Below are 11,991 nucleotides of genomic sequence, written 5' to 3'. Positions count from 1 at the left end.
CCCACCAACAAGCTGATAGGCCGCGGGTTCATCCTGCACCGCCGGAACTTTCCACACCAGACCATGCGATCCAGTGTCGTATCCGGTATTAGACCCCGTTTCCAAGGCTTATCCCAGAGTGCAGGGCAGATTACCCACGTGTTACTCACCCGTTCGCCACTCATCCACACCCGAAAGTGCTTCAGCGTTCGACTTGCATGTGTTAAGCACGCCGCCAGCGTTCGTCCTGAGCCAGGATCAAACTCTCCAACAATGCTGTTGAACAATCCCAGCAGACACTCAAACCCCACAGGGCGAGCGTCATACTCAAAGAAACCACCAACCACCGAAATGGTCGGGGGCATAAAAGAACACTAACCAAAACAGTCCGCTGTTGAGTTCTCAAAGAACACACCCACACCATCACCCCGACCCCTCATCGGGACCGCAGCTCCGGGTAGCGTTTTCTTTCTCGCTTTTGCTGTCGACCAGAGTAGCAGACCCTTTTTTCGGCTTTCCCGGGGGGTCACCCCATCGGATCGCCGTATTTCGGCTCGCTATTCCGCCCGGCCGCAGCCAAGCACTTTTTCATCAAAGATCTGGTCGGAAACCGCAACCTCGTCGCACGGACAGCCAGGTCCGGTCGCTGAATTTCGATTTCCTGATCGGGACGCCCACTCTACCACCCTGAGGAAGGAGCTTGGTTCGCGACCCCGCGTCAGTGCCCGGTCCGTTTTTCATCGGCCCGTTCCGCGCTGACTTGAAACAATTTACGCGTAGTTCAGCGCCGAGTCAAATCGGCTCGAATCAGCACCGGCGGAGCCCGAACATGCAGCTCAGCGCCCCTTTCCGGTGCTGATTCCAGGCTAGTGCACGACCCGAACGCCCGCAGTGTGACGCTTGCCACGGCGGATTACCAGCCAGCGGCCGTGCAGCAGGTCGTCCTTGTTCGGCGACCACTCCTCATCGGCGATCTTGCCGTTGTTGACGTACGCGCCACCCTCCTTGATGGTGCGCCGCGCCGCGCCCTTCCCGGTGGCGAGACCGGTTTCGACGAGCAGGTCCACGATCGTCGGGGCGTCGGCGAGCCGGGCTTCCGCCGTCGGCACCGCCGCCATCGCCGCGTCCAGGGTCGCCTCGTCGAGCTCGGCGATCTCGCCCTTTCCGAACAGCGCCTGGCTGGCCGCGACGACCTTGCGGGTCTGATCCGCGCCGTGCACCAGCGTGGTCAGCTCCTCGGCGAGCTTGCGCTGGCCGGCCCGCAGCTGGGGCCGCTCCACCGTGCTCCGCTCCAGCTCGTCGATCTCCTCGCGGTCGATGAAGGTGAACAGCCGCAGGTACTTCGCGACGTCGGCGTCGGCCGCGTTGACGAAGTACTGGTACCAGGCGTACGGCGTGGTCATCGTCGCATCCAGCCAGACGTTGCCGCCGCCGGTGGACTTGCCGAACTTGCGGCCCTCCGAGTCGGTGACCAGCGGCAGGGTCAGCGCGTGCGCGGCGGCCGACTCCTGCTTCCGGACCAGGTCGACACCGGCGATGATGTTGCCCCACTGGTCCGAGCCGCCGAGCTGGAGCCGGGTGCCGTACTTCCGGTACAGCTGCACGAAGTCGTTGGCCTGCAACAACATGTAGCTGAACTCGGTGTAGGACATGCCGTCGGTTTCCAGCCGCCGCTTGACGGTCTCCCGCGCAAGCATCGTGTTCACCGAGAAGTGCTTCCCGATGTCCCGCAGGAACGCCGTGACCGGCAGGTCCGCGGTCCAGTGCGCGTTGTTCTCCATGATCGCGCCGGTCGGCGAGTCGTCGAAGTCGACGAACGCGGACAGCTGGGCGCGGATCTTGTCGGTCCACTCCAGCACGGTGTTCTCGTCGTGCAGGTTGCGCTCGCCGACGTCGCGCGGATCGCCGATCAGGCCCGTGGCGCCGCCGGCCAGGACCACCGGCCGGTGCCCGGCCTGCTGGAAGCGGCGCAGCGTCAGGATCGGGATCAGGTGCCCGGCGTGCAGGCTGGGGCCGGTCGGGTCGAAACCGGCATAGAGGGTGAGCGGCCCCTGGTCGAGTTCCCGTCGCAGCGAGTCGAGGTCGGTGGATTGCGCGATCAGGCCGCGCCAGGTCAGCTCGTCAAGGATGTTCTCACTCACGCGTCCAAGTCTCGCTCATGCGAGCAACCTGGTTTACGTCCGGGCCTGGATGCGGCGGCGGCCGCCGCGCCGGTACGAGCTGACCGCCGACGAGCCGTCCACCCAGGTCCGCCAGGGCAGGTCCATCGCCGCGGCGACGCCGACCCGGGGTCCGCTGCGGATGTCGTCCTCGCCGACCGGGGTGCCGTTGTACAGCCGGACGGATGACTCCGGGTCGGTGAGGTCGACGCCGTTGTGCTCACGGGTGATGCCGAGGACCCCGGCCAGCCGGGCGGGCCCGCTGGCGAGCTGGGTGTCCTTGCGGACCGCCGGGCGGCGGGAGCGGGCGAGCTCGGCGCCCGTGATGATCTCCCCGGCGCGCAGCAGTACCGCGCCGGGGACACCGTCGGTCAGGCACACGACGTTGATGCAGAAGTGCATCCCGTACACGAAGTACACGTACAGGTGACCGGCCGGACCGAACATCACGGCGTTGCGCTCGGTCCGCCCGCGGTAGCAGTGCGACGCGGGGTCGTCCAGGCCGCGGTAGGCCTCCACCTCGACCAGGCGCACGCCGACCTCGCCCTGCGGCCCGGTCGACCGCAGCTCGCAGCCGAGCAGGCGGCGGGCCACCCACAGTGGATCGAGGGCAAGTTCGTCGCGCGTCACCTGACTCACAGGCAAGACACTACCGGTCGTGCCCAAACCGTGATCACTTAGACAGCCACTCGCGATGTTGCCGCACGTTGTCGGCGACGCGTTCGCGCTGCTCGGCCACCCGGTTCGGGGCGGTGCCGCCGTGCGCGTCGCGGGAGGCGATGGAGCCCTCGACGGTCAGCACCTCGCGCACCTGCGGGGTGAGCGCGGGGTTGGCCGCGGCGAGTTCCTCGTCGGTCAGGTCCTCCAGCCCGACGCCGCGGGCCTCGGCGGTGCGCACGCACTCCCCCGACGCCTCGTGCGCGACCCGGAACGGGACGCCCTGGCGCACCAGCCACTCCGCGATGTCGGTGGCGAGGGTGAAGCCGGCGGGCGCCAGCTCAGCGAGCCGCCCGGTGTGGAAGGTCAGGGTGCCGAGCATGCCCGCCATCGCGGGCAGCAGCAGCTCCAGCTGCTCGACGGAGTCGAAGACCGGCTCCTTGTCCTCCTGCAGGTCCCGGTTGTAGGCCAGCGGCTGGGCCTTCAGCGTGGCCAGCAGGCCGCCGAGGTTGCCGATGAGCCGCCCGGACTTGCCTCGGGCCAGCTCGGCGACGTCCGGGTTCTTCTTCTGCGGCATGATCGAGCTGCCGGTCGCCCAGGCGTCGTCGAGCGTCACGTAGCCGAACTCGGCGGTGTTCCAGATGATCACCTCTTCGGCGATGCGCGAGAGGTTCACGCCGAGCATCGCGAGGCAGAACGCCGCCTCGGCGGCGAAGTCGCGCGAGGCGGTGCCGTCGATGGAATTGTCGACGGCGCCGGCGAAGCCGAGCTCGGCGGCGACGGCCTGCGGGTCGAGCCCGAGCGAGGAGCCCGCAAGGGCGCCCGAGCCGTACGGCGAGTACGCGGTGCGGGCGTCCCAGTCGCGGAAGCGCTGGACGTCGCGCAGCAGCGCCTGGCAGTGCGCGAGGAGGTGGTGCGCCAGCAGCACCGGCTGCGCGTGCTGCAGGTGGGTGCGGCCGGGCAGCACCGCGTCGGGGTGCTCGGCGGCCTGGGCGACAAGGGCGTCGACGATGTCGAGGACGCCCGCGACGACGCGGCGGTTGGCGTCGCGCAGCCACATCCGGAACAGCGTGGCGACCTGGTCGTTGCGGGAGCGCCCGGCGCGCAGCTTGCCGCCGAGTTCCGGCCCGACGCGTTCCAGCAGGCCGCGTTCGAGGGCGGTGTGCACGTCCTCGTCGTCGATCACCGGCGTGAAGGTCCCCGCCTCGACGTCCGCGGCCAGGACGTCCAGGCCCGCGAGCATCCGCTCGAGTTCGTCGGCGGTGAGCAGCCCGGCGCGGTGCAGCACGCGGGCGTGGGCGCGTGACCCGGCGATGTCGTAGGGCGCCAGTCGCCAGTCGAAGTGGGTCGACAGGCTCAGCGCGGCCATCGCTTCGGCCGGGCCGGAGGCGAACCGGCCGCCCCAGAGCTTGGTCGGCTCGCTGCCTTGCTGCGTCACGGTGTTCCCCCGGTCTGGTGTGGGTCGTCGTCATCCATTGTGGACCGCGGCGTTCCGGCGTCCGCTTCGGATTGCCCTTCGCGCGCGGCCATGTCGGTGAACCGGGCGGCCAGCTGGTGCCCGGTGAGGGGCTCGCGGGCGACGATCATCACCGTGTCGTCGCCCGCGATGGAGCCCACCACCTCCGGCAGCGCCGCTCGGTCTATGGCGCTGGCCAGGAACTGCGCCGCGCCCGGCGGGGTGCGCAGGACGGTCAGGTTGCCCGCGCCGTCGGCGCCGACGAGCAGCTCGCCGAGCAGCCGGCTCAGCCGCGACGTGCCGCCCTGCACGCCGCGGACCGGGCTGCCGTCCTCGGGGATGACGTAGACCGCCGCCCCGCCGTCGGCACCCCGCAGCTTGACCGCGCCGAGTTCGTCGAGGTCCCGCGACAGCGTCGCCTGGGTGACCTCGATGCCGTCGCCTGCGAGCAGCTTCGCCAGCTCGGTCTGGCTGCGGATACCCATCGACGCGACCAGTTCGATGATGCGGGCCTGCCGCGCGACGCGGGTCGTCATGGCTGTCGCACCAGCCACGCCAGCAGCGCCTTCTGCGCGTGCAGGCGGTTCTCGGCTTCGTCGAACACCGCGCTGGCCGGGCCGTCGATCACCTCGTCGGTGATCTCCATGCCGCGGTGCGCGGGCAGGCAGTGCAGCACGCTGGTGTCGGTCTTGCCGGTGGCGGCCAGCAGTTCGGCGTTGACCTGGAACGGCCGGAACGGGCTGACCCGGTCCTTGCCGTCGTTCTCCTGGCCCATCGACGTCCAGGAGTCGGTGACCAGCACGTCCGCGCCTTCGACCGCGCCGTTCGGGGTGTTGAACAGCTCGACGGAGCCGCCGGTCTCGGCGGCGCGCTTCCGGGCCGCGTCCAGCACCCAGTCCAGCGGGCGGAAGCCCGCCGGCGCGCCGATGCGGACGTGCATGCCCGCGGTGACGCCGCCGACCATCAGCGAGTGCGCCATGTTGTTGGCGCCGTCGCCGAGGTAGGTCAGGGTGAGGCCGGCGAGCTTGCCGTGCCGTTCCCGGACGGTCTGCAGGTCGGCGAGCACCTGGCAGGGGTGGAACTCGTCGGTGAGCGCGTTGATCACCGGCACCCGGGACACCGAGGCCATCGCGTCGATGCGGGCCTGCGCGAAGGTCCGCCACACCACGGCGTGGACGTAGCGGGACAGCACCCGGGAGGTGTCCTCGATGGTCTCCTCGCGGCCGAGCTGCATCATCCGGCCGTCCACGACGATCGGCTGGCCGCCGAGCTGGGCGATGCCGACCTCGAAGGACAGCCGGGTGCGGGTGGAGTTCTTCTCGAAGAGCACCGCGATCGACTTGGGCCCGGCCAGCGCGTCGGAGCCGTGCGGGTCGGCCTTGAGCTGGTCGGCGAGGTCGAGGACCTCGGCTTGCTCGGCGGGCGTGAGGTCGTCGTCGCGGAGGAAGTGCCGGGGCATCAGTGGTTCTCCTTGGCAGCGTCGAGCAGCGCGGGCAGGGCGGCGAGCAGCCGCCGCACCTGGTCGGGCCGCACGATCAGCGGTGGGGCCAGCCGGATCGCGTCGGGCTGGATGGGGTTGATCAGGAATCCGGCGTCCAGCGCGGCGGCGGCGATCTTGGCCGACACCGGTTCGGTGAGGCCGACGCCGATGAGCAGGCCCGCGCCGCGCACCTCGCCGATCAGCGGGTGGTCGAGCTGCTGCAGGCCGGTGACCAGTTCCTTGCCGACCTGTTCGACGTGTTCGAGCAGCCCGTCGGCGGCGATGGTGTCCAGCACCGCCTGCGCGGCGGCGCAGACCACCGGATTGCCGCCGAAGGTGGTGCCGTGCTGGCCGGGGTGCAGCAGGTCGCCGGCCGCGCCGATGCCGATGCAGGCGCCGATCGGCAGGCCGCCGCCGAGGCCCTTGGCCAGGGTGATCACGTCGGGCACGACACCGGCGCGCTGGAAGGCGAACCACGAGCCGGTGCGGCCGATGCCGGTCTGCACCTCGTCGAGGACCAGCAGCGCGCCGTTGCGGGTGGCGATCTCCCGGGCCGCCTGGAGGTATCCCTCGGGTGGCACGATCACGCCGTTCTCGCCCTGGATCGGCTCCAGGAACACCGCCGCGGTGTTGTCGTCCACTTCGGACTCCAGCGCGGCCACGTCGCCGTAGGGCACGTGCACCACGCCGGGCGGCATCGGCTCGAAGGGCTGCTGCTTGGCGGGCTGGCCGGTGAGCGCGAGGGCGCCCATGGTGCGGCCGTGGAAGCCGCCGTGCGCGGCGACCAGCTTGGCGCGGCCGGTCAGCCGCGCGATCTTGAACGCGGCCTCGTTGGCCTCGGCGCCGGAGTTGCAGAACAGCACCCGGCCCTGGCCGGCCGCGCCAGCGAGGTCCAGCAGCCGTTCGGCGAGCTTGAGGCCCCGCTCGTGCACGTAGAGGTTGGAGACGTGGCCGAGCTTGCCGATCTGCTCGGAGACGGCCTGCACCACGGCGGGGTGCGCGTGGCCGAGCGCGTTGACCGCGATGCCGCTGAGGAAGTCCACGTAGGTCTTGCCGTCGGCGTCGGTCACCTCGGCGCCCGAACCGCTGACGAGGGTCAGCTTCGGGGTGCCGTAGTTGTCCATCATGGACGCTTGCCAGCGCTGCGCTCCGGCGGCGTTGGTGGTCATGAGTTCTCGCCTTCCTCGGTGTTTTGCGGGACACCCGCACCCGGTCGGACCGCATGAGCAGAAGGGAAGCGAGTGTTGCTCACGCGCCCTCCCCCACGTGCGCCGGCAGTACCATCGTGCCGACTCCGGCGCTGGTGAACACCTCCAGCAGGACCGAGTGCGCGAGGCGGCCGTCGATGACGTGCGCCCGCGGCACCCCGCCGCGCACCGCGCGCAGGCAGGCCTCCATCTTCGGGACCATGCCGCTGGACAGGCTCGGCAGCAGTTCCGCCAACTGGTCGGCGTCCAGGCGCGACACGAGCGAGCCGCGGTCCGGCCAGTTGGTGTAGAGGCCTTCGACGTCGGTGAGCACCACGAGCTTCTCGGCGCCTAGCGCGACCGCCAGGGCCCCGGCGGCGGTGTCGGCGTTGACGTTGTGGACCACGCCGTCGGCGTCGGGGGCGACGGTCGAGACGACCGGGATGCGGCCGGCCTTGATCAGGTCGAGCACCGCGTCGGCGTTGACCGACACCACGTCGCCGACGAGGCCGACGTCCACGGCTTCGCCGTCGACCGTCGCGGTGCGGCGCTCCGCGGTGAACAGCCGGGCGTCCTCGCCGGACATGCCGACCGCGTACGGCCCGTGCTGGTTGATCAGCCCGACCAGCTCGCGCCCGACCTGGCCGACCAGCACCATGCGCACCACGTCCATGGTCTCCGGGGAGGTCACCCGCAGGCCGCCGCGGAACTTGCCTTCCATGCCGAGCCGGTCGAGCATCGCGGTGATCTGCGGGCCGCCGCCGTGCACCACCACCGGGTGCAGTCCGGCGAGCCGCAGGAACACCATGTCGTGCGCGAAGGCGCGCTTGAGCTCGTCGTCGATCATCGCGTTGCCGCCGTACTTGATCACGACGGTCGCGCCGTGGAAGCGCTGCAGCCACGGGAGGGCTTCGACGAGGACGCTGGCCTTCTCGGCCGCGGTGGCCAGCCGGTCGCCGGCTTCTTGCTGGGTCATGACGAGTACGCGCTGTTCTCTTCGACGTAAGCGTGGGACAGGTCGGTGGTCAGGATGGTCGCCGCGTGCTCGCCGAGGTGCAGGTCCACGACGATCTCGATGGCGCGCCCGGACAGGTCGGCCTCGCTGCGGTCGCGGGCGTTGGTGCCGTTCGCGTAGAGCGTGACGCCGTTGGTGGCGATCTCCAGCTTGGCCACGTCGATCTCGGCGTCGACCCGGCCGAGCGCCATCGCGATCCGGCCCCAGTTCGGGTCCGAGCCGAACATCGCGGTCTTGACCAGGTTGTCCTCGGCGATGGTGCGCCCGATGGCGACCGCGTCGGCCTCGCTGACCGCGCCGCGCACGGTGATGTCGATGGTCTTGGTGGCGCCTTCGGCGTCGTCCTGCAGCTGGCGGACCAGGTCCGTGCAGACGGTGGTGAGCAGCTCGGTGAAGTCCTCTTTGGACGGTTCGACGCCGGAGGCGCCGGAGGCCAGGACGAGGACGGTGTCGTTGGTGGAGGTGCCGCCGTCGACGTCGAGCCGGTCGAAGGTGACCCCGGTGGCCGCGCGCAGCGCCTCGTCCAGGTCGTCGCCCGCGATCACCGCGTCGGTGGTGATGACGCTGAGCATGGTGGCCAGGTTCGGCGCGAGCATCCCGGCGCCCTTGGCGAAACCGCCGACCGACCAGCCCGCGTCGTGCTTCCCGAAGGCCTGCTTCGGCTTGCTGTCGGTGGTGAGCACCGCGGTGGCCGCGTCGAGCCCGGCCTGGTCGGTGGCGTCCAGCGCCTTCGCCGCGGTGTCCACACCGGACAGCAGCGCGTCCATCGGCAGCCGCTCGCCGATCAGGCCGGTGGAGCACACCGCGATCTCGATGGCGCCGACGCCGAGCACGTCGGCGACCTTCTCGGCGGTGGCGTGGGTGTCCTGGAAGCCCTCCGGGCCGGTGCACGCGTTGGCGCAGCCGGAGTTGAGCACCACCGCGCGGAGCTTGCGCTCCGTCAGCACCTGCTGCGACCAGAGCACCGGCGCTGCCTTGACCTTGTTGGTGGTGAACACCCCGGCCGCGGCCTGTCGCGGCCCGTCGTTGACGACCAGCGCGACATCGCGCGCGCCCGCGGCCTTGATCCCGGCGGCGATCCCCGCCGCCCGGAAACCGGCAGGTCCGGTCACGCTCATTGGCTCTCCTCGATATCCACGGTGTGCCCAGCGGAGGTCAGCACCTCGGCGGCCCGCACGGCCGCGTCGGCCGGGACCAGGATCCAGTCGGTGTCGAATGTGGACAGGGTGAAGACGCTGATCTCGGCGTCGGCCAGCGGCGCCAGCAACGCCGCGAGCACGCCGGTCAGCGCGAAGTCCAGCGGGCCGTCGATCTCCAGCGCCCGGAACGGCCCCTCCACCCGGACGTCCGGGCCGGACTCGGCGGCCAGCGAGTACGGGAAGATGATGGTGCGGCCCGCGCCGGTGGTCAGGCTGCCGTGGATCGGCGCGGTGCCGCCGGTCAGCGCCAGGTTGACGTGCGCGGAGACCATGCCGACGGCCAGCTGCTCGGCGTGCAGCCGGAGCTTCAGCCTGCTCATGGCGCCACTCCGACCAGCGGCAGCCCGGTGGTCTCCGGCAGCCCGACCGCGAGGTTCATGCACTGCACGGCGCCGCCGGCGGTGCCCTTGGTGAGGTTGTCCTCGGCGCCGACGATGATCAGTCGCCCGGCGTCCGGATCCACCGCCAGCTGCAGGTGCACGGTGTTCGCGCCGAGCGTCGCGGACGTCTGCGGCCAGTGGCCTTCGGGCAGCACGTGCACGAACGGCTCGTCGCCGTAGGCGTCGAGGTAGGCCTTGCGCGCCGCGTCCGCGTCGACGCCCTCGCGCAGCGGGGCGGAGCAGGTGGCGAGGATGCCGCGCGACATCGGCGCGAGGACCGGCGTGAACGACACCTTCACCGGCTCCCCGGCCACGGCGCTGAGGTTCTGGATCAGCTCCGGCGTGTGCCGGTGCGCGCCGCCCACGCCGTAGACGCTGGCGGAGCCCATCACCTCGGCGGAGAGCAGGTGCGGCTTGAGCGCGCGGCCGGCACCGGAGGTGCCGGTGACCGCGACGACGACGGCGTCCGGCTCGACGAGCCCGGCGGCGAGCGCGGGGACGAGCGCCAGCGAGGACACCGTCGGGAAGCAGCCGGGGACGGCGACGCGGCGGGAGCCGCGGAGCCGGTCGCGGGCGCCGGGGAGCTCGGGGATGCCGTAGGGCCAGGTGCCGGGGTGTTCGCCGCCGTACCAGCGGGCCCAGTCGGTGGGGTCGTTGAGCCGGTGGTCGGCGCCGCAGTCGATGACGATCGCGTCGTCGCCGAGTTCGGCCGCGATGGCCGCGGAATGGCCGTGCGGGAGGGCGAGGAAGACGACGTCGTGGCCGGCGAGCTCGGCGGCCGCGGTGTCGGCGAGGATGCGGTCCGCCAGCGGCAGCAGGTTCGGGTGGTGCTGCCCGAGCCTGGTCCCGGCGTTGCCGCCCGCGGTCAACGCGCCGATCTCCACCTCGGGGTGCGACAGCAGCAGGCGGAGCAGTTCCCCGCCCGCGTAGCCGCTAGCCCCGGCAACTGCCACTCGAACCGTCATGCGGATGATTATGCACTCCCATGCAACATTAATCAAACGAGCGTTCGGCTGCGCGGCGAACGCCACATTCACCCAGCTAGACGAGGGGAACGGGCCGTTCACCCCAATCCTCCCACCGCGCGGCGGCCGCAGGGCTCGTGAGTGGTTCGAGTCGCCATAGCAGCCCGAAGCGCTCACGAGCCGCGGGAGCCCGCCGGCTCCGGCAAAGGCGGGACAAACTGATCATCCTGGACGACCCCGCGCTGATCCGTCATCTCCCGAAGCCGTCCCAGAAGTCGCACCGGTGCGCGGCCAGCAGCCGGGGCACCCCCGCTTCGACTTCGGCGCGGCTCTCCGGGCATCATCGTTGCCGATGACGATGACCCCACCCCGCCCCGGCACGGGTGCCCGCCGTTCGACGTCGATCACGACGTCGGGCCCGGTCGGGCAGCGGGTGCGGTTGCGGCGCGTCGAGCCGGCCGACCGGCGCGCGCTGATGCGGTTCGACCGGGAATCGTCCGACACCCACTACCCGAAGTTCGACGGCTACCGGCACTGGGGAGCGCACCGGGCGCACCACGCCGACTCCGGCGACGACATCCAGCTGGCCATCGAGACGCTGCTGGACCGGACGCTGGTCGGCTCCTTGTCCGCCAGCCAGGCCGAGCCCGGTTCCGGCCGGTTCGGCTACGGCATCGGGATCGGCCCGCAGCACCGCCGCCGCGGCTACGCCGACGACGCGATCACCGCGCTGCTCGCGTTCATGTTCGGGCGGCTGCGCTACCGCAAGTGCGAGGTCGGGATCTACGACGGCAACGCCGCTTCCCTCGCGCTGCACGGCAAACTCGGCTTCCGCGAGGAAGGCCGCCTGCGCGACCCGGAATTCCTGTGCGGCGGAGCCCAGTGCCTCGTGCTGATGGGCATCACCGCCACCGAATTCACCGCCCGCACCCTCACTCCCCGATGACCGGTGGCGCCGACTCCGACAGGTCCGTGCCGAAAGGGTCCTGCTTTCCCTGGTAGTGGGAGCCCCGGCGTTCCTGCTCGCCGAACGACCAGGCGCCACCACCCGAGGTGGCTGCCCCGGCATCGGCAGCAACCCAGGTTCGCGCCCTGGTACTCGCCGCCCGCCCGGTGCTGTCCTGTTCCAGCCTGCCGATGAGGTACTTCCGCAGGCCGTTGATCCAGTTCCCCGTTGGGGCGCACGAAACGCTGCACGTCGCGCACGAACGTGACGACTATCGACGCCGCCGAATCCCGCGCGGCTTCGGCGAACATGCCGAACCAGGACTGCGCGGTCCCGGCGTCGACGTCTCACGCCGCCGCGCCAGCACGGCGTCCTCGCGGCGCTGCTGGTCGGGTACCCAGTTCAGGAACCGCGCGACCGCCATCGCCGTCGGGTCGTGCGCGCGGAAGACGCTGCACTGCAGGCTGCGGCCAACGAACTCGCTGTCCTGCCGTTGCCGCAGGATCTCCTGCAGGCTTCGCGCACCCCCTGCTCCGGCCACCCGGACATACTGCCAGGAAGTCGATCT

Annotated in this window: 12 protein-coding genes and 1 rRNA gene; 1 reads left to right on the top strand and 12 read right to left on the bottom strand. The window is 70.8% G+C overall.

Going from position 1 to position 11,991, the window contains the following annotated elements:
- The 11 genes from AC07FN_RS11175 to argC all read right to left on the bottom strand — a co-directional run.
- Nucleotides 1–253, bottom strand: a 16S ribosomal RNA gene (locus tag AC07FN_RS11175); the annotation flags it as partial.
- 592 nt (nucleotides 254–845) lie between these two features.
- Entirely contained in the window at nucleotides 846–2,120 is a 1,275-nt protein-coding gene (gene tyrS, locus AC07FN_RS11170; RefSeq protein ID WP_478395493.1) for a tyrosine--tRNA ligase, read from the bottom strand.
- A 33-nt stretch (nucleotides 2,121–2,153) separates the two neighbouring features.
- Nucleotides 2,154–2,777: a DNA-3-methyladenine glycosylase gene (locus AC07FN_RS11165; protein WP_478395492.1), complete on the bottom strand. Its 624-nt coding sequence runs from the start codon at nucleotides 2,775–2,777 to the stop codon at nucleotides 2,154–2,156.
- A 34-nt stretch (nucleotides 2,778–2,811) separates the two neighbouring features.
- Nucleotides 2,812–4,233, bottom strand: coding sequence for an argininosuccinate lyase (argH, locus tag AC07FN_RS11160; RefSeq protein WP_478392049.1), 1,422 nt, complete (start codon nucleotides 4,231–4,233; stop codon nucleotides 2,812–2,814).
- A complete protein-coding gene (locus tag AC07FN_RS11155; protein ID WP_478395491.1) occupies nucleotides 4,230–4,787 on the bottom strand; it encodes an arginine repressor in 558 nt (185 codons plus the stop codon). Before AC07FN_RS11155 ends, argH begins: the two co-directional genes overlap by 4 nt.
- Nucleotides 4,784–5,710, bottom strand: a complete 927-nt coding sequence (argF, locus tag AC07FN_RS11150) for an ornithine carbamoyltransferase (protein WP_478395490.1) — start codon at nucleotides 5,708–5,710, stop codon at nucleotides 4,784–4,786. The genes AC07FN_RS11155 and argF overlap by 4 nt, the downstream gene beginning before the upstream one ends.
- Nucleotides 5,710–6,900, bottom strand: a complete 1,191-nt coding sequence (locus AC07FN_RS11145; RefSeq protein ID WP_478395489.1) for an acetylornithine transaminase — start codon at nucleotides 6,898–6,900, stop codon at nucleotides 5,710–5,712. Before AC07FN_RS11145 ends, argF begins: the two co-directional genes overlap by 1 nt.
- 79 nt (nucleotides 6,901–6,979) lie before the next feature.
- Complete coding sequence (gene argB, locus AC07FN_RS11140) at nucleotides 6,980–7,894, bottom strand: acetylglutamate kinase (protein ID WP_478395488.1); 915 nt, start codon at nucleotides 7,892–7,894, stop codon at nucleotides 6,980–6,982.
- On the bottom strand, nucleotides 7,891–9,051 hold the full coding sequence (gene argJ, locus AC07FN_RS11135) for a bifunctional glutamate N-acetyltransferase/amino-acid acetyltransferase ArgJ (RefSeq protein ID WP_478395487.1): 1,161 nt from the start codon (nucleotides 9,049–9,051) through the stop codon (nucleotides 7,891–7,893). Before argJ ends, argB begins: the two co-directional genes overlap by 4 nt.
- Entirely contained in the window at nucleotides 9,048–9,452 is a 405-nt protein-coding gene (locus tag AC07FN_RS11130; protein WP_478395486.1) for an ACT domain-containing protein, read from the bottom strand. Before AC07FN_RS11130 ends, argJ begins: the two co-directional genes overlap by 4 nt.
- Nucleotides 9,449–10,477 carry an N-acetyl-gamma-glutamyl-phosphate reductase gene (gene argC, locus AC07FN_RS11125; protein ID WP_478395485.1) on the bottom strand — a complete coding sequence of 343 codons (1,029 nt, stop codon included), beginning with the start codon at nucleotides 10,475–10,477 and terminating at the stop codon, nucleotides 9,449–9,451. The genes AC07FN_RS11130 and argC overlap by 4 nt, the downstream gene beginning before the upstream one ends.
- A 352-nt stretch (nucleotides 10,478–10,829) precedes the next feature.
- On the opposite strand from argC, the gene AC07FN_RS11120 reads away from it, so the two are divergent.
- A complete protein-coding gene (locus AC07FN_RS11120) occupies nucleotides 10,830–11,423 on the top strand; it encodes a GNAT family N-acetyltransferase (RefSeq protein ID WP_478395484.1) in 594 nt (197 codons plus the stop codon).
- 271 nt (nucleotides 11,424–11,694) lie between these two features.
- Here the strand turns inward: AC07FN_RS11120 and AC07FN_RS11115 are convergent, their stop codons facing one another.
- On the bottom strand, nucleotides 11,695–11,964 hold the full coding sequence (locus AC07FN_RS11115; RefSeq protein WP_478395483.1) for a hypothetical protein: 270 nt from the start codon (nucleotides 11,962–11,964) through the stop codon (nucleotides 11,695–11,697).
- Nucleotides 11,965–11,991: the final 27 nt, after the last annotated feature.

The organism is Saccharopolyspora sp. NPDC045941, from assembly GCF_056431445.1.
The sequence above is the reverse complement of the archived record's forward strand: the minus strand, read 5'-3'. Positions and strand labels throughout refer to the sequence as shown.